At 61.0% G+C, this 24,009-nt stretch carries 23 protein-coding genes; 8 read left to right on the forward strand and 15 right to left on the reverse strand.

Annotation, left to right across the window (positions count from 1 at the left end):
- Window positions 1–15 precede the first annotated feature (15 nt).
- Window positions 16–249 carry a PP0621 family protein gene (locus tag ACLH0H_RS05125; RefSeq protein ID WP_034102076.1) on the forward strand — a complete coding sequence of 78 codons (234 nt, stop codon included), beginning with the start codon at window positions 16–18 and terminating at the stop codon, window positions 247–249.
- Here the strand turns inward: ACLH0H_RS05125 and thiO are convergent.
- The 5 genes from thiO to pilV form a co-directional block, all read right to left on the reverse strand.
- The gene (gene thiO, locus ACLH0H_RS05130) at window positions 236–1,345 is read right to left on the reverse strand and encodes a glycine oxidase ThiO (protein WP_411381218.1); all 1,110 of its coding nucleotides are present in this window, start codon (window positions 1,343–1,345) and stop codon (window positions 236–238) included. The two genes, ACLH0H_RS05125 and thiO, sit on opposite strands and share 14 nt — an antisense overlap.
- Before the next feature lie 62 nt (window positions 1,346–1,407).
- A complete protein-coding gene (locus ACLH0H_RS05135; protein ID WP_411381219.1) occupies window positions 1,408–1,809 on the reverse strand; it encodes a type IV pilin protein in 402 nt (133 codons plus the stop codon).
- Window positions 1,810–1,820: 11 nt separating this feature from the next.
- Window positions 1,821–2,351 carry a PilX N-terminal domain-containing pilus assembly protein gene (locus ACLH0H_RS05140; protein WP_411381220.1) on the reverse strand — a complete coding sequence of 177 codons (531 nt, stop codon included), beginning with the start codon at window positions 2,349–2,351 and terminating at the stop codon, window positions 1,821–1,823.
- A gap of 7 nt (window positions 2,352–2,358) precedes the next feature.
- Window positions 2,359–3,066 (reverse strand): PilW family protein, encoded by a 708-nt coding sequence (locus ACLH0H_RS05145; protein ID WP_411381221.1) that lies wholly within the window; start codon window positions 3,064–3,066, stop codon window positions 2,359–2,361.
- A complete protein-coding gene (pilV, locus tag ACLH0H_RS05150; protein ID WP_411381222.1) occupies window positions 3,063–3,548 on the reverse strand; it encodes a type IV pilus modification protein PilV in 486 nt (161 codons plus the stop codon). The genes ACLH0H_RS05145 and pilV overlap by 4 nt, the downstream gene beginning before the upstream one ends.
- Before the next feature lie 193 nt (window positions 3,549–3,741).
- Here pilV and ACLH0H_RS05155 point away from each other — a divergent pair, with 193 nt between their 5' ends.
- On the forward strand, window positions 3,742–4,323 hold the full coding sequence (locus ACLH0H_RS05155; RefSeq protein WP_411381223.1) for a GspH/FimT family pseudopilin: 582 nt from the start codon (window positions 3,742–3,744) through the stop codon (window positions 4,321–4,323).
- Here ACLH0H_RS05155 and ispH read toward each other — a convergent pair.
- The 6 genes from ispH to murJ all read right to left on the reverse strand — a co-directional run bounded on the left by ispH (window position 4,277) and on the right by murJ (window position 11,794).
- On the reverse strand, window positions 4,277–5,224 hold the full coding sequence (gene ispH, locus ACLH0H_RS05160) for a 4-hydroxy-3-methylbut-2-enyl diphosphate reductase (protein ID WP_411381224.1): 948 nt from the start codon (window positions 5,222–5,224) through the stop codon (window positions 4,277–4,279). The genes ACLH0H_RS05155 and ispH overlap by 47 nt on opposite strands.
- A gap of 180 nt (window positions 5,225–5,404) precedes the next feature.
- Window positions 5,405–5,857 (reverse strand): FKBP-type peptidyl-prolyl cis-trans isomerase, encoded by a 453-nt coding sequence (fkpB, locus tag ACLH0H_RS05165; RefSeq protein WP_186688113.1) that lies wholly within the window; start codon window positions 5,855–5,857, stop codon window positions 5,405–5,407.
- A complete protein-coding gene (lspA, locus tag ACLH0H_RS05170; RefSeq protein ID WP_411381225.1) occupies window positions 5,850–6,359 on the reverse strand; it encodes a signal peptidase II in 510 nt (169 codons plus the stop codon). Before lspA ends, fkpB begins: the two co-directional genes overlap by 8 nt.
- Window positions 6,352–9,183: an isoleucine--tRNA ligase gene (gene ileS / locus ACLH0H_RS05175; protein WP_411381226.1), complete on the reverse strand. Its 2,832-nt coding sequence runs from the start codon at window positions 9,181–9,183 to the stop codon at window positions 6,352–6,354. The genes lspA and ileS overlap by 8 nt, the downstream gene beginning before the upstream one ends.
- 14 nt (window positions 9,184–9,197) lie before the next feature.
- Window positions 9,198–10,136: a bifunctional riboflavin kinase/FAD synthetase gene (gene ribF, locus ACLH0H_RS05180; protein WP_057725854.1), complete on the reverse strand. Its 939-nt coding sequence runs from the start codon at window positions 10,134–10,136 to the stop codon at window positions 9,198–9,200.
- A 119-nt stretch (window positions 10,137–10,255) separates the two neighbouring features.
- Window positions 10,256–11,794 carry a murein biosynthesis integral membrane protein MurJ gene (gene murJ, locus ACLH0H_RS05185; RefSeq protein ID WP_411381227.1) on the reverse strand — a complete coding sequence of 513 codons (1,539 nt, stop codon included), beginning with the start codon at window positions 11,792–11,794 and terminating at the stop codon, window positions 10,256–10,258.
- Window positions 11,795–12,047: 253 nt separating this feature from the next.
- Between murJ and rpsT the strand changes: the two genes are divergently transcribed.
- The gene (gene rpsT / locus ACLH0H_RS05190; RefSeq protein ID WP_003188401.1) at window positions 12,048–12,326 is read left to right on the forward strand and encodes a 30S ribosomal protein S20; all 279 of its coding nucleotides are present in this window, start codon (window positions 12,048–12,050) and stop codon (window positions 12,324–12,326) included.
- Window positions 12,327–12,619: 293 nt separating this feature from the next.
- Here rpsT and ACLH0H_RS05195 read toward each other — a convergent pair whose 3' ends face one another.
- Complete coding sequence (locus ACLH0H_RS05195; protein ID WP_003171645.1) at window positions 12,620–13,105, reverse strand: peptidylprolyl isomerase; 486 nt, start codon at window positions 13,103–13,105, stop codon at window positions 12,620–12,622.
- Between ACLH0H_RS05195 and ACLH0H_RS05200 the strand changes: the two genes are divergently transcribed.
- From ACLH0H_RS05200 to ACLH0H_RS05210, 3 genes are all read left to right on the forward strand, one after another.
- Window positions 13,104–13,394, forward strand: a complete 291-nt coding sequence (locus tag ACLH0H_RS05200) for a DUF3565 domain-containing protein (protein WP_411382370.1) — start codon at window positions 13,104–13,106, stop codon at window positions 13,392–13,394. The two genes, ACLH0H_RS05195 and ACLH0H_RS05200, sit on opposite strands and share 2 nt — an antisense overlap.
- A gap of 79 nt (window positions 13,395–13,473) precedes the next feature.
- Window positions 13,474–15,573 carry a phosphate acetyltransferase gene (gene pta / locus ACLH0H_RS05205; RefSeq protein WP_411381228.1) on the forward strand — a complete coding sequence of 700 codons (2,100 nt, stop codon included), beginning with the start codon at window positions 13,474–13,476 and terminating at the stop codon, window positions 15,571–15,573.
- On the forward strand, window positions 15,574–16,473 hold the full coding sequence (locus tag ACLH0H_RS05210) for an acyltransferase (RefSeq protein ID WP_411381229.1): 900 nt from the start codon (window positions 15,574–15,576) through the stop codon (window positions 16,471–16,473).
- A 115-nt stretch (window positions 16,474–16,588) separates the two neighbouring features.
- On the opposite strand, the gene cysN is transcribed toward ACLH0H_RS05210, so the two are convergent.
- The 3 genes from cysN to ACLH0H_RS05225 form a co-directional block, all read right to left on the reverse strand.
- On the reverse strand, window positions 16,589–18,487 hold the full coding sequence (gene cysN, locus ACLH0H_RS05215) for a sulfate adenylyltransferase subunit CysN (RefSeq protein WP_186688098.1): 1,899 nt from the start codon (window positions 18,485–18,487) through the stop codon (window positions 16,589–16,591).
- Window positions 18,488–18,496: 9 nt separating this feature from the next.
- The gene (cysD, locus tag ACLH0H_RS05220) at window positions 18,497–19,414 is read right to left on the reverse strand and encodes a sulfate adenylyltransferase subunit CysD (protein ID WP_186688095.1); all 918 of its coding nucleotides are present in this window, start codon (window positions 19,412–19,414) and stop codon (window positions 18,497–18,499) included.
- Window positions 19,415–19,671: 257 nt separating this feature from the next.
- Window positions 19,672–20,430: a Nif3-like dinuclear metal center hexameric protein gene (locus ACLH0H_RS05225; protein WP_307387220.1), complete on the reverse strand. Its 759-nt coding sequence runs from the start codon at window positions 20,428–20,430 to the stop codon at window positions 19,672–19,674.
- A gap of 101 nt (window positions 20,431–20,531) precedes the next feature.
- Between ACLH0H_RS05225 and algW the strand changes: the two genes are divergently transcribed.
- Window positions 20,532–21,686, forward strand: a complete 1,155-nt coding sequence (algW, locus tag ACLH0H_RS05230; protein WP_186688092.1) for a Do family serine endopeptidase AlgW — start codon at window positions 20,532–20,534, stop codon at window positions 21,684–21,686.
- Window positions 21,687–21,798: 112 nt separating this feature from the next.
- On the forward strand, window positions 21,799–23,895 hold the full coding sequence (locus ACLH0H_RS05235) for a TonB-dependent siderophore receptor (RefSeq protein ID WP_411381230.1): 2,097 nt from the start codon (window positions 21,799–21,801) through the stop codon (window positions 23,893–23,895).
- Window positions 23,896–24,009: the final 114 nt, after the last annotated feature.

Genomic DNA, 24,009 nt, shown 5'->3' on the forward strand with positions numbered 1-24,009 from the left:
CGAGAAACCGCCATCATGCTTCGTCTACTGTTCTGGATTGCCGTCATTGCCGCCGCGGTATGGTTCTGGCGCAAATTCAAAAGCCCGGCCGCTAAACAACAGCGCGCCAACGAGCCCGGCGCCGCGCTAATGGTGCGCTGCGCCCACTGCGGCGTGCACCTGCCGCAGGATCGCGCCTTGAGCTCGCGCCAAGAATGGTATTGCACCCAGGCGCACCTGGAACAAGGGCCCAAGTCTATCCAGCGCTGAGCCGGCCTTCGGGCATGTAAGGCGTGGGGTCGATAATCGGCGCGTGCGCCAGCAGCAAATCGGCAAATAATTGGCAGGACGCGGGCGCAAGCACCAGGCCATTGCGGTAATGCCCGCAGTTGAGCCACAACCCTTTGAAGCCCGGCACCCGGCCGATGTACGGGATACCCTGCGGCGAGCCAGGGCGTAATCCCGCCCAGTGACCTACCACTTCGGCATCGGCCAAGGCGGGGATCAACTCCACCGCTGAGGCCTTGAGACTTTCCAGCGCCGTTTCGGTGGGGGTCTTGTCGAACCCTTCATGCTCCAGGGTACTGCCGATCAGGATGTGCCCGTCACGTCGAGGAATCGCATAACGCCCCTTGGCCAGGACCATGCTCGACAGGAAGTCCGAGGCGCATTTGTACAGGATCATCTGGCCTTTGACGGGCTCGACCGGCAACGACAAGCCCAGCGTGCCGAGCAACTCACCGCTCCACGCTCCTGCCGCCAACACGACCTGATCGCCCAGCACCGGACCATCCGCAGTGTTCACGCCCACCACATCGCCGGAATCCAGAACAAACCCGGTCACTTCACACTGCTCATGAACAGTCACGCCAGGCAACGCCAACAGCGCCGCCTTGAGGGACTTGACCAGGCGCGGGTTGCGCACATTGGCGACATTGGCCATGTAGATCGCCTGGGAGTACCCGCCGCCCAGAACCGGAACGGCATCAAGGGCCGCCGAGACATCTACTTTGCTCAATGGGCGCCCTTCCCGTGCAGCCCAGGCCAGGGCTTCGGCTTCGTCGTCCAGGTCCAGCCAATACAGGCCAGTGGTATGCACCTCGGGGTCAACACCCGTCGCGGCAAACAGACGCTGCGCCAGTTGTGGATAAAAATCCTGGGACCAATGCGCCAGCGCAGTGACGGCCGGGCCGTAGCGCCACGGATACAGCGGCGAAACAATGCCACCGCCCGCCCAGGATGACTCCTGGCCCAACCCTCCGCGCTCCAGTAACACCACTGCTTGCCCTTGGGTCGCCAGGTTGAACGCCGTCAACAAGCCGATGACTCCGCCACCGACAATCACTATCTGCTGCTGCTCTGCCATCATTTGATCCAGCCGATAAATAGGAACAAGCGCACGCGGCGCCCAGTCATCCAGCATCCTCATCATTGCCCCCAGCACAGCTTGCGCGACATTCCCGGTGCCGCGCCTGGGTTTTCCCGCGCAGCGGTACTGCTCAGGCTGAAGTCACCGCAAGGGTCGCCGAGCATGACTGAGTCGACGGTGGGCGTGGCCACCAGTTGGAAATCCCGAGGGTTCAATGCAGCGCTGATTCTATAGCGATCATTGCCCGCACTGAGGCCGTCTGCGTCAATAAAAGTGCCGTTCCTCGTATAAAAGCGCTCCAGGTGCTGAGCCTGCTCCGTCAACAACGCGACGATCTCGGCGCGATAGACCTTTTTCATGTGGCCGGTGTACCCGGGGTAAGCGATCCCGGCCAATGCCGCGATGATCGCTACGACTATCAGTAACTCAATCAGGGTAAAACCCTGGCTATCCATGCCCATTCCATTGCTCCTTATTGAAGTTGCCGCCATGCCACACGCCGAAATCGCGCGCCGCTATCCTCTTCTACCCGCGCATAGACGCTCTCCAGCACCGTACGCACCTGGCCGCTCAGCCCGACTGCCGTCACTCGATAAACCGATGCCTGGGTGTGTGGCGGTAAATGCGCCAGCCCTACCGCAGGCCCCAGGAACTGGATGCCGTACAGGCCGCCCTTCAGCGCCACCCACGTCATGCCCGAAATAGGGTCCACGCCAGACCCGACCACAGAAAAAGACGCTTGCGGTGGCGCACAGGAGGCAATCGACTGGCACAACGGCAGCGCTGCAAAGGACCGCCGTACGGCAGACTCTCCGTGCCGCAAACCGCTTTCGGCACTTTGCAGCGACTGATTGCGGTGCCAAAGGCTGGCGCTGATCTTTTGCTGGGTAATGGCGCTTTGCATCGATGTCATACCCACCAGCGACACCAGCAACAGGAACACCAGACTGATCACCAACACCATGCCAGCCTGGCGCAGACGAAAACCTTCTGTGAGCATCATGGTCGCCCTACCCCAGACGGTTTCGCAGCGCCGCTACGACGCTGTAGGTTTGATCTTTTACCCGACCGGTCGGGTCTTGCAGCGTCATCAGGATGCGCACACTGCGCACCAGGGACAGGTCGGCCGGGCTCGCGTCGTAGCGCACTACCTCCGCCGATGAAGGCTTGGCGGCCACGCCAAAGCTGATATCGAATGCCTGCACGTTATCCACCAACACCGCCTTGGCCGGAGCCGCAGGGGTGCTGACCTTCAATTGCCCAGCTTCGAAGGCGTAGGTGAGTTGACGCAATGCAAAACGGATCTGACCGGGCGCAGACGCTGGGGCGCTTGCGGCATACGCCCGGGCGCTGCCTGTACAGTCGGACAACACGGTCCAGTCCGGCTTGCCGTTTTCATTACCGACATCCGCAGTCACCAGCGTGAGCGACTTCGCGCCTGCCCCGGCAGCCCAACTGACAGGCTGGTCAAAGATTGGCGGGGCGTTTTCGATAACCTCCGTCGCCAGACAGCCGAACATGCCGGCCTGGCGGATATCCTGGGTTATCTTGCCCAGCACGAACCGCGCATCATCCTGCAGCAGCATGGCGGCCTGCTGGCTGGCGTGGTTGGCGTTTGTACTTATCACGACCTGGCTGGCCCCAAGCACCAGCACCAAGCCCATTGCCAACGCCAGCAGCAACTCCACCAGGCTGAAACCTCGAATACGCCGCCTCATTGAGCCACCCCCGGCTCATCACTGATACGGCTGGTCAGGGTGAACGTTTCCCTGGCGCCCGGCCTGTTAGCCCCTCGGCTGTCATCCCAACTGATGCTGACAGTCACTTCATTTGCGCTGACCGACACCGAGCCTTTGCCGTCCTCCCCGGCAAAGCCAAGAATATTCGCCTCGAAATCATGCAGGTCCAGATCGCGCACGCTGGCGTAAGCGCTGTTCGCCAGGGCACGCTCGGACCGCCCCCATGTGTAGTCGGCCGCCGAATTGGCGCGGATGCGATCAAGCATGTCATAAGCAATGAAACTGGCCTGGCTGGTCATCCTGGCACTGTCGGTGTATTTGAGCGCATTGAGTTGCATCACCGCCGAGCCCAGCAGGCCAACGGCGAGAATCAGGACTGCGACCAGCACCTCGATCAGCGTCATGCCAACTTGGTGCCGAGGGAAATCCTGGGAGAAACCGGTGCGGGGGCAGGCAAGCATTACCGTCGTCATCCGTGTCGAGGCCGAAAAAAAGCAGCTGAAATCTGCTGTGCGACCCAAGACTAGCGCTGGTTTTTCGCCTGCGCCGCTCCAGGAACAAAGGGAAATACTTTGGACATAAAGGCCACCATCCAGCGCCGCGGTCCGGGCGCTATACCTAAGGCTCGACCTGAATCCACGGAGGGGATGGTGCATGCAACAACGAGGTTTCACCCTGATAGAACTGCTGCTCGGACTGATCGTCAGCAGCATCCTGGCCAACCTGGCCGTGCCCGGCTTCAAGAACCTGCTGGAATCACAGCAACGACATAGCGCGGCACAGTCGCTGGCGGGAGGGCTGCGCTACGCACGCACCGAAGCCATCGCCCGCAACCAGGCGGTGGTCATTCACGCCCTGGACGAAGACTGGGGTCGAGGTTGGCGGGTAATCGTGGACCTAAGCGGACGCGGCCACCTGGACGATACAAATCCCGTGCTGCTGGAGCGCCAGGACAGCAGGCAGGTACCGGTCGTGGGCAATGGGCCGCTGAAGAACCAGGTGCGCTTCAGCGGGTTGGGCGAACCAGTGTTTTCAGGGGGAGGGTTTCGTGCCGGCACTGTACATGTGTGTGCCAGGGACCAGGCAGAGAGCCGGTTCCAGGTAGTCCTGGCGCCCAGCGGGCGCATCAGCCTGCGCAGCGAAAGAGCCGAGCAGCCATTGTGCCGGAGAGACTCCGGCACCCGGGCAGTCAAAGCAGCGAGCGAACCCGCAGCTCCTTGGGCATGGAGAAGGTGATGTTCTCCTCGCGGCCAGCCAGCTCATCGGCACCGGTGGCCCCCCAGACGTGCAGTTGCTGGATCACACCACGCACCAGCACTTCCGGCGCCGAAGCGCCCGCCGTGATGCCGATACGCTCGACGCCCTCGAACCAGCTGCGCTGCATATCTTCGGCACCATCGATCAGGTACGCCGGCGTTGCCATGCGCTCAGCCAGTTCGCGCAGGCGGTTGGAGTTGGAGCTGTTAGGGCTGCCGACTACCAGGACCACATCGCATTCATCCGCCAATTGCTTGACCGCGTCCTGGCGGTTTTGAGTGGCGTAGCAGATGTCGTCCTTGCGCGGCCCGCCAATGGCCGGGAAGCGACTGCGCAGGGCGTCGATCACGCGGCTGGTGTCGTCCATGGACAAGGTGGTCTGGGTCACGAATGCCAGACGCTCGGGGTTATGCACCTGCAGGTTGGCGACGTCTTTTTCGTCTTCAACCAGGTAAATGGCGCCACCATTGCCAACGTCGTACTGGCCCATGGTGCCTTCGACTTCCGGGTGCCCGGCATGGCCGATCAGGATGCACTCGCGACCGTCACGGCTGTAGCGCGCGACTTCGATGTGTACCTTGGTCACCAGTGGGCAGGTGGCGTCAAAGACTTTCAGGCCACGGCCCGCCGCTTCGGTACGCACCGCCTGGGAGACGCCGTGGGCGCTGAAGATGACGATCACGTCATCAGGCACCTGGTCCAGCTCTTCGACAAAGATGGCGCCGCGCGCGCGCAGGTCTTCGACCACGAATTTATTGTGGACGACTTCGTGGCGCACGTAGATCGGCGGCCCGAAGACTTCCAGGGCGCGATTGACGATTTCGATCGCCCGGTCCACACCGGCGCAGAAGCCACGGGGGTTGGCGAGTTTGATTTGCATGCTGTGCCTCGTGTCTTGCAGCCACTTTGGGTCAGGTTTGACGCTAACCCAACTGACAATGAAGATCAAAGGTGGGAGCGGGCTTGCTCGCGAATACGGTGTGTCAGTCACAGATGTTTTAACTGAACCACCGCATTCGCGAGCAAGCCCGCTCCCACATTCTAGACCGCGCGCGGTCAGTTACAGCGCTTTGACGTTAATAATCTCGACGTCAAAGGTCAGTGTCTTACCGGCCAACGGGTGGTTGAAGTCGATGGTCACTTGCGCGTCATCGAAGGTTTTCACCACACCGGGCAGCTCGGTATTCGCCGCATCATTGAAGATAACCAGCAAGCCTTCCGACAGGTCCATGTCCTGGAACTGCGAGCGCGGGATAATCTGTACGTTTTGCGGGTTGGGCTGGCCGAAAGCGTTTTCCGGCAGGATCTGCAGGGTACGCTTGTCGCCGGCCTTGAAGCCGAACAGGGCCGCTTCGAACCCCGGCAGCAGGTTGCCGTCGCCAACCTTGAAGGTCGCAGGGGCTTTGTCGAACGTGCTGTCGACCGTGTCGCCGTTCTCCAGACGCAGTGCGAAATGCAAAGTGACTTCCGTGTTCTGGCCGATGCGTTGCCCGGCCAATACCTGATCAGTCATTGACGGTCTCTCCGGTTTTCTTGCTTCTGAACATATCCAGCGCCAGCATGATTGCACCGACGGTGATGGCGCTGTCGGCGAAATTGAAGGCCGGGAAGTAATGGCGGTTCTGCCAGTGCACCAGGATAAAGTCGATCACATGGCCCAGGGCAATGCGGTCGTACAGGTTGCCCAGCGCGCCGCCCAGCACCAACGCCAAGGCGACGGCCAGCCAGGTGTCATCGCGCCCCAGGCGCTTGAGCCACACCACCAGCACCGCACTGACCACCAGGGCGATCACGGCGAACAGCCAGCGCTGCCAGCCACCGCCATCAGCCAGAAAGCTGAAGGCAGCGCCGGTGTTGTAGGCCAGGGTCCAGCTGAAGTAATCCGGGATCACCACGATTTGCTGGAACATCTGCAGGGAGCCTTCGAAATGAGCCTTGCTGACCTGGTCGATGACCAGCACCAGCAGGCTCAGCGCGAGCCAGCCCAGACGTCCGAAACGACTGGTTTTAAGCATAGTGGCGAACCTCGCCGGCACCGCTGATGTTGTCGACACAACGACCGCAGATTTCCGGATGCTCAGGGTTCACGCCGACGTCTTCACGGCAATGCCAGCAGCGGGCGCACTTGGGGAAGGCCGACTTGACCACCTTGAGCTTGAGGCCCGGCACTTCGGTGGCGACCGCGTCCACCGGCGCCTGGGCAAACGGCGCCAGGCTGGCGGTAGAGGTGATCAACACGAAGCGCAGCTCGTTGCTCAGCTTGGCCAGGTCGGTGCTCAGGCCTTCCTCGGCATACAAGGTGACTTCGGCTTGCAGGTTGCCACCGACGGCCTTGGCCGCACGCTGCACTTCCAGTTCCTTGTTCACCGCAACCTTCACGGCCATCACGCCTTCCCAGTACTCGCGGCCCAGTTCGAAGTCGGCCGGCAGTTCGGTCAGGCCTTCGTACCAAGTGTTGAGCATGACGGACTTGTTGCGCTCGCCCGGCAGGTACTCCCACAGCTCGTCGGCGGTGAAGGCCAGGATCGGCGCGATCCAGCGCACCAGCGCCTCGCTGATGTGGTACAGCGCGGTCTGCGCCGAGCGGCGCGCCTTGCTGTTGGCGCCGGTGGTGTACTGACGGTCCTTGATGATGTCGAGGTAGAACCCACCCAGCTCCTGCACGCAGAAGTTGTGGATCTTCGAGTAGACGTTCCAGAAACGGTATTCGCCGTAGCTTTCCTGCAACTCGCGCTGCAGCAACAGCGCGCGGTCCATGGCCCAACGGTCCAGGGCGAGCATGTCCTCGGCCGGCAGGATGTCGGTGGCCGGGTTGAAGCCGGTCAGGTTCGACAGCATGAAGCGTGCGGTATTGCGGATGCGACGGTAGGCGTCGGCACTACGGGCAAGGATCTGCTCAGAGACGGCAATTTCGCCCGAATAATCGGTCGAGGCGACCCACAGGCGCATGATGTCGGCGCCCAGGGTGTCGTTGATCTTTTTCGGTTCGATCACGTTTTTGAGCGACTTGGACATCTTGCGACCGTTTTCATCGACGGTGAAGCCGTGGGTCAGCAATTCGCGGTACGGCGCGTGATTGTCGATGGCGCAACCCGTCAGCAGCGACGAGTGGAACCAGCCACGGTGCTGGTCCGAACCTTCCAGGTACAGGTCGGCACGCGGGCCGGTCTCGTGGCCCATCGGGTGGGAACCGCGCAGCACGTGCCAATGGGTAGTGCCCGAGTCGAACCACACGTCTAGGGTGTCGCTGATCTTGTCGTACTGCGGCGCTTCATCGCCCAGCAGTTCGGCGGCGTCCATTTTGAACCAGGCTTCGATGCCTTCCTGCTCAACGCGCTGGGCCACGGCCTCCATCAGCTCGACGGTACGTGGGTGCAGCTCGCCGCTTTCCTTGCTCAGGAAGAACGGGATCGGCACGCCCCAGTTACGCTGGCGGGAGATGCACCAGTCCGGGCGGTTGGCGATCATCGAGTGCAGGCGCGCCTGGCCCCAGGCCGGGACGAACTTGGTGTCTTCGATGGCTTCGATCGCGCGGTTACGCAGGGTTTCGCCGCTGGTCGGCGCTTTGTCCATGCCGATAAACCACTGCGCGGTGGCGCGGTAGATCAGCGGGGTCTTGTGGCGCCAGCAATGCATGTAGCTGTGCTGGATGGTGGCGGTTTGCATCAGCGCACCGACTTCACGCAGCTTTTCGATAATCGCCGGGTCGGCCTTGAAGATGAACTGGCCGCCGAAGAACTCCAGCGACGGCACGTACACGCCGTTGCTTTGCACCGGGTTGATGATGTCGTCGTTGACCAGGCCGTACTGCTTGCAAATCACAAAGTCATCGACGCCGTAGGCAGGCGAGCAGTGAACGATGCCGGTACCCGAGCCCAGTTCAACGTAGTCAGCCAGGTACACCGGCGACAGGCGGTCATAAAACGGGTGGCGGAAATTGATCAGTTCCAGCGCGGAGCCGGTGGTGGTGGCGATGACCGAACCTTGCAGCTCGTAGCGGGCCAGGCAGGCCTCGACCATTTCTTCAGCGAGCACGAGCAGGCGGTCACCGACGTCCACCAGGGCGTAGGTGAATTCCGGGTGCACGTTCAGTGCCTGGTTGGCTGGGATGGTCCACGGGGTCGTGGTCCAGATCACGATGGCCGCGGGCTTGGCCAGCGACGCCAGACCGAACGCCTGGGCCAGCTTGGCCTCGTCGGCGACCGGGAAGGCCACGTCGATGGTCGAGGATTTCTTCTCTTCGTACTCGACTTCGGCTTCGGCCAGCGCCGAACCGCAGTCGAAGCACCAGTTCACGGGCTTGAGGCCCTTGAATACGAAACCACCCTTGACGATTTCGGCCAAGGCGCGGATTTCACCGGCCTCGTTCTTGAAGCTCATGGTCTTGTAGGGGTTGTCCCACTCGCCCAACACGCCCAGGCGGATGAATTCGGACTTCTGCCCTTCGATCTGCTCGGCGGCGTAGGCACGGCACAGTTCGCGGGTCTTGTCCGCGCCCAGGTTCTTGCCGTAGGTGACTTCGACCTTGTGCTCGATCGGCAGGCCGTGGCAATCCCAACCCGGGACATACGGCGCGTCGAAGCCCGAGAGGGTTTTCGAGCGCAGGATCATGTCCTTGAGGATCTTGTTCAGCGCATGACCGATGTGAATCGTGCCGTTGGCATAAGGAGGGCCGTCGTGCAGGACGAACTTCGGACGATCCTTGCCAATTTCGCGCAACTTTCCGTACAGGCCAATACTGTCCCAGCGCTGCAGGATCTGCGGTTCGCGCTGTGGCAGGCCGGCCTTCATTGGGAAGGCGGTGTCCGGAAGGTTTAGCGTGGCTTTATAGTCGGTCATTTAAGGCTCTTCGGTTAGCGATGGGCGCTAGGTGCGGCTAGTGCACGGGCGGCGGCGACATCCGCATTGATCGCCGTTTTCAACGCCTCGAGGGAGGCGAAACGCTGCTCTTCACGCAGCTTCTGGTGGAAAACCACCGTTAAACGCCGGTCGTATAAATCACCGGCAAAATCCAAAAGGTGAACTTCCAGGTGGGCCTTGCCATCACCTGCAACCGTGGGCCTGACGCCTATGTTGGCGACTCCCGGCCACGATTGGCCGTCGATGTCGACGCTCACCAGGTAAACCCCGGTCAGCGGCACACGACGGCGCTTGAGTTGCACGTTGGCGGTTGGCGTGCCCAATTGGCGCGCCAGCTTCTGGCCGTGCAGGACCCGACCGGCAATGCGGAACGGGCGACCGAGCAAACGCTCGGCCAAGGCGAAGTCGGCGGCGGCCAGGGCGTTACGCACCTGGGTGCTGCTCACGCGCAGGCCGTCGAGTTCAACGGTTTGCGCGGCTTCGACGGTAAACCCCTGGTTGACGCCGGCCTGTTGCAGGAAATCGAAATCCCCGACGCGGTCGCAACCAAAGCGGAAGTCGTCGCCGACCTCCAAATGCTCAACGCCCAGGCCATCGACCAGGATACGGTCGACGAACTCGGCGGCGCTCAGGCTTTGCAAACGCTGGTTGAAGGCCAGGCAGAGGACGCGGTCCACGCCTTCTTCAGCCAGCAGTTGCAGCTTGTCGCGCAGGCGGGCCAGACGGGCTGGCGCAGTCTCGGGGGTAAAATATTCCCGCGGCTGCGGCTCGAAAATCACCACGCAGCTGGGCACGCCCAACTCGACCGCGCGCTCGCGCAGCCGGGCCAGGATAGCCTGGTGGCCACGGTGAACACCGTCAAAGTTGCCAATAGTGGCGACGCAGCCCCGATGCTCGGGGCGCAGGTTGTGGAGACCTCGAACCAGCTGCATAACGCGCTTCTTGCTCATAAAGTGGTCGATTATAACCACACCCGGCCCCGGACGACAGGCAACACCGCAGGCCAAATGGATCGAATCGCTAAAACAACCGTTTTATCGCGGCAAACTCTCTAGCTCAACGACTTGCGATTGAAATCGCGCAGGCGAAAGCCTTGCAGCAGCAACATCCCGAAGTACACCAGCACACCGGCGACTACCAGCACGCCAAGGCGCATGAAGCGTTCCAGCATACCGCCTTCGCTCCAGGCGGGCATAACGTGCATCAGGCCCAGCAACACGGCCGACATCATCGCCACCGCGACCAACAGTTTGAGGGCAAACAGCCCCCAGCCCGGCTGCGGCTGGAACATCTGCTGTTTGCGCAGTTGGTAAAACAACAAACCGGCGTTGATACACGCACCGGCACTGATGGCCAGGGCCAGGCCGGCATGGGCCAACGGGCCGATAAACACCAGGTTGAGCAATTGGGTGACGATCAGCGTGAAAATCGCGATCTTGACCGGTGTGCGGATGTTTTGCTGGGCATAAAAGCCCGGCGCCAGCACCTTGATCACGATAATGCCCAGCAGCCCGACGGAATAGGCGACCAGGGCGTGCTGCGTCATCAGGGCGTCATGGGCATCGAATTGGCCGTATTGAAACAGCGACACGGTCAACGGCTCGGCCAGAATCCCCAGCGCCAGCGCACACGGCAGCACCAGCACAAAGCACAGGCGCAGCCCCCAATCGAGAATGCGCGAATATTCCTGGCGATCCTTGCTGGCGTAGGTGCGCGCCAGGGTCGGCAGCAGGATCGTGCCCAGGGCCACGCCCAATACGCCGGACGGTAATTCCATCAGACGGTCGGCGTAGTACATCCATGACACCGAGCCGGACACCAGCAACGAAGCGAACGCGGTGTTGATGATCAGCGAAATCTGGCTGACCGACACGCCAAGGATCGCCGGCAGCATATTGCGCATCACGCGCCATACGCCGGTGTCCTTGAGGTTCAGGCGCGGCAGTACGAGCATGCCGATCTTTTTCAGGTGCGGCAGTTGGTAGAGCAATTGCGCCAGGCCACCGGCCAGTACGGCCCAGCCCAGGGCCATCACCGGCGGATCGAAGTACGGTGTGAGGAACAGGGCGAAGAGGATCATGCTGACGTTCAACAGGGTCGGCACGAAGGCCGGCACCGAGAACCGGTTCCAGGTATTGAGGATCGCCCCGGCCAACGACGAAAGCGAGATCAGCAATATATAAGGAAAGGTCACCCGAAGCAGATCAGTGGTCAGCGCAAACTTTTCCGGCGTATTGGCAAAGCCAGGCGCCGTGGCCCAGATCACCCAGGGGGCGGCGAGCATGCCGAGAATGGTCACCAGCATCAACACCAGCGTCAACAGGCCCGAGACATAGGCGATGAAGGTACGGGTCGCCTCCTCGCCCTGCTGGGTCTTGTATTCGGCCAGGATCGGCACGAAGGCTTGGGAAAATGCGCCTTCGGCGAAGATCCGCCGCAGCAGGTTGGGCAATTTAAAGGCAATAAAGAAGGCATCCGTGGCCATGCTGGCGCCAAAAATGCGTGCCAGCAGGGTGTCACGCACAAACCCCAGAACCCGGGAGATCATCGTGATAGAGCTGACCGCGGCCAGCGATTTGAGCAGATTCATTGAAAGAGTTTGCGCCTATAGATAAAGAGCAGGCGAACAAAGCGCCCACTTATGCGATACTGCGCGCCTGCAACAGCACAGAGCCAAAGCTCGCGAGTTTACAGGTCAAGCGCCGGAAATAAATCACCCGCCTCTTCAGATCGACCACTCAGCAGTTCGCATCAGCCGCCCTTGACAACCCGTCAAGTCATCGGCATGATTCGCGGCCTATTTTGTTTGCTATTTCCTAAAAAGTCTTTCGAGGAGCTCGACGGTGGCCAACACACCTTCCGCCAAAAAACGTGCAAAACAGGCTGAGAAGCGTCGCAGCCACAACGCCAGCCTGCGTTCCATGGTTCGTACCTACATCAAGAATGTAGTTAAAGCCATCGACACCAAAGACGCTGAAAAAGCCCAAGCTGCTTACGTTCTGGCTGTGCCAGTTATCGACCGTATGGCCGATAAAGGCATCATCCACAAGAACAAGGCCGCTCGTCATAAGAGCCGCCTGAATGGCCACATCAAGGCTCTGAGCGTTCCTGCTGCAGCCTAAGTGGTAACAACTGCAACACAACCCAGGTTGTGAAACAGTTAGGAAATGCCCCGTACCGAAAGGTATGGGGCATTTTTGTTGGTGCCTCATATCTGAAGCATGTCGATAAAATGTGGGAGCTGGCTTGCCTGCGATAGCATCAACTGGGTATGCCTGATGTATCGAGTCGTTTGCATCGCAGGCAAGCCAGCCCCCACATTTTGACCGCGGAGTATCGGGTAGATATTTCCAGGCACAAAAAAACGCCCCGAACCAGTCGGGGCGTTTTTGCTACCGCTTGATCAAACCATCGATCAATGGTGGTGACCGCCTTCACCATGAACGTGGCCGTGGGCCACTTCTTCCTGGGAAGCGTCGCGAATGGCGACGATCTTCACCTGGAAGTTCAGGCGCTGGCCAGCCAACGGGTGGTTGCCGTCGACGGTCACGTCGTCGCCGTCCAGATCGCGGATGGTGACGATCTGCATTTGGCCGTCCGGCGCGGAGGCGTGGAACTGCATGCCGACTTCCAGCTCGTCGACGCCTTCGAACATGCTGCGGCTCAGCGTGCTGACCAGCTCGGCCGAGTATTCGCCGTAGGCATCTTCAGGTTCTACGGCAACGGTCAGTTCATCACCAACTGCCTTGCCTTCCAGGGCCTTTTCCAGGCCTGGGATGATGTTACCCGCGCCTTGCAGGTAGACCAGCGGCGCGCCGCCGGCTGAGCTGTCGATGACCTCACCAGCGTCGTTGGTCAGGGTATAGTCGATGGAGACAGCCTTGTTAGCGGCGATCGTCATGGGGCGAGACCTTTTGCATAAGAATGAAGAACGGACAAGTCTAAACAAGGATTTGCCCGAAAGCGAACAGAACCCGGACGGACGGAACCGATCAACGGCATCCTTCATCATCGGGTTCCACCAGGATGACGACCAACACTGGGTGGCCGAGCTGTCCTGCGGTCATACCCAGCACTTGCGTCACCAGCCGCCCTGGCAGTCGCGTGCCTGGGTGCTCGACCCTGCGCAACGTATTGAAAAAATAGGCCAGCCCTTTGCGTGTGGCTGGTGTGCGCAAGAGCCCGAATAACGATAACCTTGGCACCTGATTCGCGGTAGGCGCTCAGCCATAGAGCACCACCCAAGCCATGCAACTCCAGAGAATTCGCATGCAAACTTTTTTTATCGCGCCCACCGATTTTGGTGTGGGCCTGACCTCCATCAGCCTTGGGCTGGTGCGTACCCTTGAGCGAGCCGGCCTGAAAGTCGGTTTTTTCAAGCCGATTGCCCAGCCGCATCCGGGAGACACCGGCCCTGAGCGTTCGACCGAACTGATCGCGCGTACTCACGGCCTGAAGCCGCCCCAACCTCTGGGACTGGCCCATGTCGAGCGGATGCTCGGCGACGGTCAGCTTGACGAGCTGCTTGAAGAAATCATCACGCTGTATCAGCAGGCGGCGGTGGGCAAGGACGTATTGATCGTTGAAGGCATGGTGCCGACCCGCAGCGCCAGCTATGCAGCACGGGTCAACCTGCACCTGGCCAAGAGCCTGGACGCGGAAGTGATCCTGGTCTCGGCCCCGGAAAACGAAGTGCTCACCGAGCTCTCTGGCCGCGTGGAATTGCAGGCTCAACTGTTCGGCGGCCCGAAAGATCCGAAAGTGCTCGGCGTGATCCTCAACAAGGTGCGCACCGACGAAAGCATGGAAGCTTTTTCAGCGCGCCTCAAAGAGCATTCCCCGTTGTTGCGCAGCGGTGATTTCCGCCTGCTCGGCTGCATTCCCTACCAGCCCGAACTCAACGCGCCGCGCACCCGCGATGTCGCCGACCTGATGGGCGCGCAGATCCTCAACGCCGGCGATTATGAAACCCGGCGCATGACCAAGATCATTATCTGCGCGCGCACCATGCGCAACACCGTAGAGCTGCTCAAGCCCGGCGTGCTGGTGGTGACGCCCGGCGACCGCGACGACATCATTCTCGCCGTCAGCCTGGCCGCGATCAACGGCGTGCCCCTGGCCGGCCTGTTGCTGACCAGCGACACCCTGCCCGACCCGCGCATCATGGAGCTGTGCCGAGGCGCCTTCCAGGCCGGGCTGCCGGTGCTGTCGGTGAGCAGCGGTTCCTACGACACCGCGAATCAGCTCAATGGCCTGAACAAGGAAATCCCTATCGATGACCGCGAACGCGCGGAGATCATCACCGATTTCGTCGCCGGCCACCTCGATGCGCGCTGGCTGCACCAGCGTTGCGGCACGCCACGGGAGATGCGTCTGTCGCCGGCCGTGTTCCGTTACCAGTTGATCCAGCGCGCCCAGGCCGCCAACAAGCGCATCGTGTTGCCCGAAGGCAGCGAGCCGCTGACCGTGCAAGCCGCCGCCATCTGCCAGGCCCGTGGCATTGCCCGCTGCGTATTACTGGCCAAGCCGGTGGATGTGGAAGCGGTCGCCCGCGCCCAAGGCATCGAACTGCCCGAAGGCCTGGAGATTCTCGACCCGGACCTGATTCGCCAGCGTTATGTCGAACCGATGGTCGCATTGCGCAAGAGCAAGAGCCTCAACGCGCCGATGGCCGAGCAGCAACTGGAAGACACCGTGGTGATCGCCACGATGATGCTCGCCTTGGATGAAGTGGACGGCCTGGTCTCCGGCGTCGTTCATTCCACCGCCAATACCATCCGCCCCGCCCTGCAGTTGATCAAGACCGCGCCGGGCTGCACGCTGGTGTCGTCGGTGTTCTTCATGCTGTTCCCGGAGCAGGTGCTGGTGTACGGCGACTGCGTGATGAACCCGCATCCGAGCGCTGCGGAACTGGCGGAAATCGCCCTGCAAAGCGCTGATTCCGCCGCCGCGTTCGGCATTACGCCGCGCGTGGCGATGATCAGCTATTCCAGCGGCGATTCGGCCAGCGGCGAAGAAGTGGAGAAAGTCCGCGAAGCCACCCTGCTCGCCCATGAACAGCAAAGCTCGCTGCTGATCGATGGCCCGCTGCAATACGACGCGGCCGCCAACGAAACCGTGGCCCGCCAACTGGCGCCCGACAGCCTCGTGGCCGGCAAGGCCACGGTATTCGTGTTCCCGGACCTGAACACCGGTAACACCACCTACAAAGCCGTACAGCGCAGCGCCGATTGCGTCAGTCTCGGGCCGATGCTGCAGGGCCTGCGCAAACCGGTCAACGACCTGCCACGCGGTGCCCAGGTGGACGACATCGTGTACACCATCGCGCTCACTGCGATCCAAGCCGCCAACCGACCTATGGATATCTAAATGCTGGATTTTCTACCTGCCGCCGTGCGCGGGGTGATCGCGTCCTTGTTGCTGGCGCTGAACACGATCCTGCTGTGTTCGTTCCTGTTTATCGTCGCGCTGTTCAAGGCGCTGCCGTTTGCCAAGCGCTTCAGCGAATGGCTGATGAACCACACCCACGAAGCCTGGGTGACCAACAACAAGGGCTGGATGAACCTGGTGCAACGCACGCGCTGGCACCTTAAAGGCCTTGAGGGCCTGGACTATCAACATTCGTACCTGGTGACCAGCAACCACCAGAGCTGGGTTGACATCATGGTGCTGCAATACGTGCTCAACCGCCGTATTCGCCCCTTGAAGTTCTTTCTCAAGCAGGAGCTGATCTGGGTGCCGGTGATTGGCCTGGCCTGGTGGGCGCTGGGCTTTCCGTTCATGAAACGCTACACCAAAGCGTACCTGGAGAAACACCCGGAGAAAAAGGGCAAGGACCTGGAAACCACGCGCAAGACCTGTGCGAAATTTCGCCACAATCCGGTAGGCATCTTTAACTTTGCCGAAGGCACACGGTTCACACCTGGCAAACATGCGCAGCAGAACTCGCCGTTTCGTTATCTGCTCAAACCCAAGGCTGGCGGAATTGCGTTTGTGCTGGATGCCATGGGCGAGCAGTTGAAGTCACTGGTGAACGTGACCATTCACTACCCGGCCGGGCGTCCTGGGTACTGGGATTTGCTGTGCGGGAAGGTGAAGGAAGTCGTGGTTCAGTTTGAAGAGGTGCCGATCCCGGCCGAGTTCATTGGCAAGAATTATGAGCAGGATGGGGAGTATCGGTTGGCGTTCCAGGGGTGGATCAACCGGTTGTGGGAAGAGAAGGACGAATTGCTCGCTAAATTGCACACAGATTTCCCAGACAATCGATGATCAAAATGTGGGAGCGGGCTTGCTCGCGAATGCGGAGTGTCAGTCACCAGATGTATTGACTGATCCACCGCATTCGCGAGCAAGCCCGCTCCCACATTTGACCGCGTCGCGAGGTTTAGATCGCGCCGCGCTGACGCAACAACGCCAGCACTTGCTTGACGCTCTCCTCCAATGACAGGGCCTGGGTGTCGATCACCAGATCGGCATTCAACGGCACGTCGTACGGGAAGGACTCGCCCGGAATGTTATCCCCACCGGCGGCGTAAAGACCTTGCGGATCACGCTCGGCACACACCAGCGGCGAGGCTTGCACGTAGACCGTCAGCAGGCGCTCGGCACCGATCAGCGCCTTGGCCTGTTCGCGGCCTTCGGCATCCGGCGCGACAAACGCGGCCAGGGTCAACAGGCCCGCTTCGTTGAACTGGCGCGCCACGTGCGCGGCACGACGCCAGTTCTCGGTGCGACCGGCACGATCCTGCGGCAAGCCTTTGTTCAGGTCGTGACGCAGGTTCTGGCCATCGAGTACGAACACCGCACGGCCCATGTCGAACAATTTGCGTTCGACCGCGTAGGCCAGGGTGCTCTTACCGGCGCCCGACAAACCGCTGAACAGCACGGTCGCCGGTTGCTGGCCGAAACGCAGGGCGCGCTCTTCGGTGGCCACATGGGCCAACTTGCCATGCTGCGCCGCGCTGCCGTGGGTGACCGGCGGGGCGATGATCATGCCGGCGGCCACGGTGCCGTTGGTCAAGCGGTCGATGACGATGAACGCGCCGGTGGTGCGGTTGCTGTCGTAACCGTCCAGGGCGATGGCGGCGTCGAGGCTGACCTTGACCCGGCCAATCTCGTTCAGCTGCAGCGAACTCGCCGGGCCTTCGGCCAGGGTGTTCACATCCACGCGATGCACAATGCTGGTGATGGACCCCGGCACGTAGCTGGTGGCGCGCTTGATGTCGTATTTCTTGCCCGGCAGCATCGGCTCCTCGGCCATCCACACCAGCATGGCGTCGAACGCGTCGGTCACTTGCGGCACGTTGTCGGCGTGTACCAGCAGGTCGCCACGGGAGATGTCGATCTCGTCTTCCATGGTCAGCGTCACCGCTTGACCGGGACCTGCGTGCTCCAGCTCACCTTCGAAGGTGACGATGGATTTCACGCGGCTGCTCTTGCCCGACGGCAGTACCACGACTTCGTCGCCCTTGTGCACGATGCCGCTGGCCAGGGTGCCGGCAAAACCCCGGAAGTTCAGGTTCGGACGGTTGACGTACTGCACCGGGAAGCGCAGGTCGGTGTAGTTGCGGTCGTTGGCGATCTCGACGGTTTCGAGGATCTCCATCAGCGACTGGCCGGTGTACCAGGGCGAACGCTCGCTTTTGTTCACCACGTTGTCGCCTTTGAGCGCCGACATCGGCACGAACGCCAGGGTGCTTGGCTTGAACGCGATACCGTCGGCGAACTTCAGATAATCGGCCTTGATCTGCTCGAATACGCTCTGGTCAAAACCATTGATGTCCATCTTGTTGACGGCCACCACAATGTGTTTGATGCCCAGCAACGAGGCGATGAAGCTGTGGCGACGGGTCTGGGTCTGCACGCCGTAGCGGGCGTCGATCAGAATGATCGCCAGGTCACAGGTGGATGCACCGGTGGCCATGTTGCGGGTGTACTGCTCATGGCCGGGGGTGTCGGCGATGATGAATTTGCGCTTGGCGGTGGAGAAGTAGCGGTAGGCCACATCGATGGTGATGCCCTGCTCACGCTCGGCTTGCAGGCCGTCGACCAGCAGCGCCAGGTCGATGTCATCGCCGGTGGTGCCGGATTTTTTCGAATCGCGGGTGATGGCTTCCAGGTGATCTTCGTAGATCATCTTGGAGTCGTGCAGCAGGCGCCCGATCAGGGTGCTCTTGCCGTCGTCGACATTGCCGCAGGTCAGGAAGCGCAACATTTCCTTGCGTTCGTGCTGGGCCAGGTAGGCGAGGATGTCCTCGCTGATCAAATCAGATACGTGCGACATGACAACCCCTTAGAAATAACCCTGACGTTTTTTATCTTCCATGGAGCCGGCGCCATCGTGGTCGATGACACGGCCCTGGCGCTCGGAAGTTCGCGTCAGGAGCATTTCCTGAATGATGTCCGTCAGCGTCTCGGCTTCGGACTCCACCGCGCCCGTCAACGGGTAGCAGCCAAGGGTACGGAAACGTACTTTCTTTTTGACGATGCGGGCTTTGTCTTCGTCGGACAAGTGCTCGAGGATGCGCTCGTCGTCGATCATGATCAGCGTGCCGTTCTTCTCGATCACGTCGCGTTCGGCGGCGAAGTACAGCGGCACGATCGGGATGCCTTCCAGGTAGATGTACTGCCAGATGTCCAGCTCGGTCCAGTTGGACAGCGGGAACACGCGGATCGACTCGCCCTTGTTGACGTTGCCGTTGTAGACGTTCCACAGCTCGGGCCGTTGGTTCTTCGGGTCCCAGCGGTGCTTGCTGTCGCGGAACGAGTACACGCGCTCTTTGGCGCGGGACTTCTCTTCATCGCGACGGGCGCCGCCGAACGCCGCGTCGAAACCATGCTTGTCCAAGGCCTGCTTGAGGCCTTCGGTCTTCATGATGTCGGTGTGCTTGGCGCTGCCATGGGTGAACGGGTTGATGTTCTGCGCCACGCCATCAGGGTTGATGTGCGTGATCAAGTCCAGGCCCAGTTCTTCGACCATTTTGTCGCGGAACGCGTACATCTCCTGGAATTTCCAGCGAGTGTCGACGTGCATCACCGGGAACGGCAGCTTGCCAGGGAAGAACGCCTTGCGTGCCAGGTGCAGCATCACGGCGGAGTCTTTACCGATCGAGTAGAGCATCACCGGGTTGTCGAACTCGGCGGCGACCTCGCGGATGATGTGGATGCTTTCCGCCTCCAGCTGTTTGAGATGCGTCAGTTTGTCGACCATGGTTACTCACGGAAAAACGATCTTATGGACGGCCAGCGGGCCGTGTTCGAGCGGGGCATGCTAGCACAGCACCTGCTTCTAATCAGGGCGCTGGCTAGATCGAAACGGTATATCAATATACCGCCAGGTTTGGCCGTACTCGGTTGATTGTGGGAGCGGGCTTGCTCGCGAAAGCGGAGGGGCAGTCAACACATGCATCAACTGACAGACTGCATTCGCGAGCATGCCCGCTCCCACATTTTGTCCAGCGGTGTGGTTTAGATCGGGTTGGGGCAGTCGATGAATAAATGCTCCAGCGCAAAGCGCCGCGCCAGGTAGTCCCCCAGCGCCTGCACACCGTAGCGCTCGGTGGCGTGGTGGCCGGCGGCGATAAAGCTGATGTTGTTTTCACGCGCGCTATGGAAGGTTTGCTCCGACGCTTCGCCACTCAGGTACAGGTCGACGCCGGCGGCAATCGCCTGGTCGATATAGCCCTGGCCGCCGCCGGTGCACCAGCCGACGCGGCGGATCATCTCGCTGCCTTCGATCAGCAGCGGTTCGCGGCCCATAACCTCCTGTACTCGGCGGGCGAAGTCGCGGGGCGACAGCGGCTCGGCGAGGGAGCCGACCAGGCCGACGATTTTGGGATTGCTCGGGTCCAGCGGGCCTTCGACGGTGATGTCCAGTTGCCTGGCAAGCTGCACGTTATTGCCGACGTCGGGGTGCAGGTCCAGCGGCAGGTGGTAGGCCAGCAGACTGATGTCATGCTTGAGCAACGTCTTCAGGCGGCGCTGCTTCATACCGGTGATGCAGGGGTTTTCGCCTTTCCAGAAATAGCCGTGGTGCACCAGGATCAGATCGGCCTGGGCGTCGACCGCCGCGTCCAGCAGGGCCTGGCTTGCGGTCACGCCGCTGACGATACGCATCACCTGCGGGCGCCCCTCGACCTGCAGACCGTTGGGGCAGTAATCGGCAATTTTTGCACTGCCGAGGTAGCGGTCCGCTTCCTCGACGAGGGTGGTAAGGGGGACGGCCATAAAAGTCTCCTAAATATCCCGTTCGCAGGCGTCGCAGCCTCGTATAATGCGCGACATTATGGGCGCTCTCCCGCCCCCTGCAACCTGTCAGGACTTACTTGATGCTCAAGGCGCTGCGTTTTTTTGGATGGCCATTGCTGGCTGGCGTGCTGATCGCGATGCTGATTATTCAGCGTTTCCCGGGGCTGGTGGGTCTACCCAGCCTTGATGTGAACCTGCAACAGGCGCCGCAGACCAGCGCGGTGGTGCAAGGCCCCGTCACGTATGCCGATGCGGTCACCATCGCCGCCCCGGCCGTGGTCAACCTGTATACCACCAAGGTCATCAACAAACCGGCTCACCCACTGTTTGAAGACCCGCAGTTCCGCCGCTATTTCGGCGACAACGGGCCCAAGCAACGCCGCATGGAATCCAGCCTGGGTTCCGGGGTAATCATGAGCCCCGAAGGCTACATCCTCACCAACAACCACGTGACCACCGGCGCCGACCAGATCGTGGTGGCCCTGCGTGACGGCCGCGAAACCCTGGCGCGTGTGGTGGGCAGCGACCCGGAAACCGACCTTGCCGTGTTGAAGATCGACTTGAAGAACCTGCCATCCATCACCCTGGGCCGCTCCGACGGCTTGCGGGTAGGTGACGTGGCACTGGCCATCGGCAACCCATTCGGGGTGGGCCAGACGGTGACCATGGGCATCATCAGCGCCACCGGGCGTAACCAGTTGGGCCTCAACAGCTACGAAGATTTCATCCAGACCGACGCCGCGATCAACCCGGGCAACTCCGGCGGCGCGCTGGTGGATGCCAATGGCAACCTGACGGGCATCAACACCGCGATTTTCTCCAAGTCCGGCGGTTCACAGGGCATCGGCTTTGCGATCCCGGTGAAGCTGGCGATGGAAGTGATGAAGTCGATCATCGAACACGGCCAGGTGATTCGCGGGTGGCTGGGGATTGAAGTGCAGCCGCTGACCAAGGAGCTGGCCGAGTCGTTTGGCTTGACTGGGCGCCCTGGCATCGTGGTCGCGGGGATCTTCCGTGACGGCCCGGCCCAGAAAGCCGGCCTGCAACTGGGGGATGTGATCCTCAGCATCAACGGCGAACCGGCGGGCGACGGGCGCAAGTCGATGAACCAGGTGGCGCGGATCAAGCCGACCGACAAGGTGGCGATCCAGGTGATGCGCAACGGAAAGGAAATCAAGCTGCTGGCGGAAATCGGCCTGCGCCCACCGCCCGCGCCGGTCAAGGAAGAAGAATAAGCGGTCTGGCCGAGGTACCCGTTCGCGGGTACCTGTAAGAATATATTTCAAAGCAATTCATTCTCATTGGTCATGTTATATTGTTTCAATATCGACATTGGAACGCTCTATCATGCCGTCTCGAAAGTTTGCCCCCCTGGCTGGCCTGGCCTTGGGTTTGCTGCTCGACCCCGCCTTCGCTGAAGAAAACACCCTGGAACTCGACGCTATCAGTGTCACCACTGACGCATATGAATCCGCCACCGGCCCGGTCACCGGCTACCGCGCGACCCGTTCCGCCAGCGCGACAAAAACCGACACGGCCATTCGCGATATCCCACAGTCGATCAGCGTGATTCCCGCCACGGTGCTCAAGGACCTGGGCAGTACCAACGTGGAACGCGCCCTGGAGTTCGCCGGCGGTGTGTCCAAGCAAAACAACTTCGGTGGCCTCACCCTCTACGAATACAGCGTGCGCGGTTTCACCACGTCAGAGTTCTACCAGGACGGTTTCAGTGCCAACCGTGGTTACCCGAGCACACCGGACGCGGCGAATATCGAACGCATCGAAGTGCTCAAGGGCCCCGCCGCCAGTCTCTACGGGCGTGGCGATCCCGGCGGCACCGTGAATATCGTCACCAAAAAACCCCAGCCCGAAGCCTTCACCACCCTGCAGACCAGCGCTGGCAGTTGGGACCGCTACCGCACCGCCGTGGACGTCAACACCCCGCTGGACAGCGAAGGCAAGGTGCTGTCGCGGGTCAACCTGGCGGTGGAAGACAACCACAGCTTTCGCGATCATGTGCAGAGCAAGCGGGTATTCGTCGCCCCTTCGTTCAGCTGGCAACTGGACCCGGACACCAGCCTGTTGGTGGAAAGCGAATTCGTGCGCCACAGCTCCACCTTCGACCGTGGCATTGTCGACGCTGCGGGTATGTCGCGCTCCACCTTCCTCGGCGAGCCCAACGATGGCGATATCGACAACCATAACAACCGCCTCCAGGCCACGCTTGAGCACCACCTCAACGACGCCTGGAAACTGCGCCTGGCCAGCCACTACAAACAAGGTAGCCTGTGGGGCGACGCCTCGGAAAACCGTGCGCTGAACCCCGATGGCCAGACGATCAACCGCCGCTACCGCGAACGCTCGATGGGTTGGCACGACAGCATCACCCAGCTTGAACTGCGTGGGGTATTCGACATCGGCAGTTGGCAGCATGAACTGCTGGTCGGCACCGAGTATGAGGATTACCGCAAGAAGGAACGTGTGACGGCCATCAGCGGCAGCCCTTATGCCATCGACATCTATAACCCGGTATATGGTCAGGCCAAGCCCAACGGCCTGCGCTCCGGCACGGACTTTTTCGAACAGACCAAAAGCCATGCGCTGAACCTGCAAGACCAGATCGTGTTCACCGATCGCCTGCGCGGCATGGTCGGTGCGCGTTTCGAGCATTTCGAGCAGAGCATCGACGACTTCACACGCAACGCACCTGCAAGCCGGCAGACCCACGATGCATTCACCCAGCGCGCCGGCCTGCTCTATCAGCTCACGCCGCAAGTCGGCGTGTTCGCCAACGCTTCCACTTCGTTCAAACCCAACAGCGGCCTGGGCGCCGACAACAAGCCGTTCAAGCCGGAAGAAGGCGTGGGTTACGAAGTGGGGATCAAGAGCGAACTGTTCGACGACCGCCTCAGCGCCACCCTTGCCGCGTTCCACATTGAAAAGGAAAACGTGCTCACGCTGGACCCGGCCACTAACCTCAACCGCGCCGTGGGCAAGGCGCGCAGCCAGGGCGTTGACCTGCAACTGACCGGGCAAGTGACTGACGCCGTACGGGTGATTGGCGCCTTTGCCTACATCGACGCCGAAGTCACCAAAGGCGAAAAAAGCATTCCAGCCGGCAGCCGGATTCTCGGCGTAGCCAAGCGCAGCGGCAGTCTGTTGGGCGTGTATGAATTCCAAGATGGCGTGTTGCGCGGCTCCGACTTGGGGGCGGCGTTTACCTATGTGGGCGATCGCTCCGGTGAGGCAGGCACGGGTTTCGAGCTGCCGGCGTACCACACCGTGGATCTGCTGGCCCACTACAAGGCCACGAAGAATGTGACCGTGGGCTTGAACCTCAACAATCTGTTTGATGAGAAGTACTACGAGCGGTCCTATAGCAATTACTGGATCAACCCCGGTGAACCGCGCAACCTCACGGTGAGCCTAACCTTGAACCTGTAGCGACATCAATAATGTGGGAGCTGGCTTGCCTGCGATAGCCATAGGTATCTACACATTTTTGTAGTGAGCGGGCTTGTCCCGCGCTGGGTGGCGAAGCCGCCCGATAAAGACACC

The sequence above is a fragment of the Pseudomonas sp. MPB26 genome (genome assembly GCF_046605355.1).
In the GTDB taxonomy this organism is placed as follows: Bacteria; Pseudomonadota; Gammaproteobacteria; order Pseudomonadales; family Pseudomonadaceae; genus Aquipseudomonas; species Aquipseudomonas cedrina.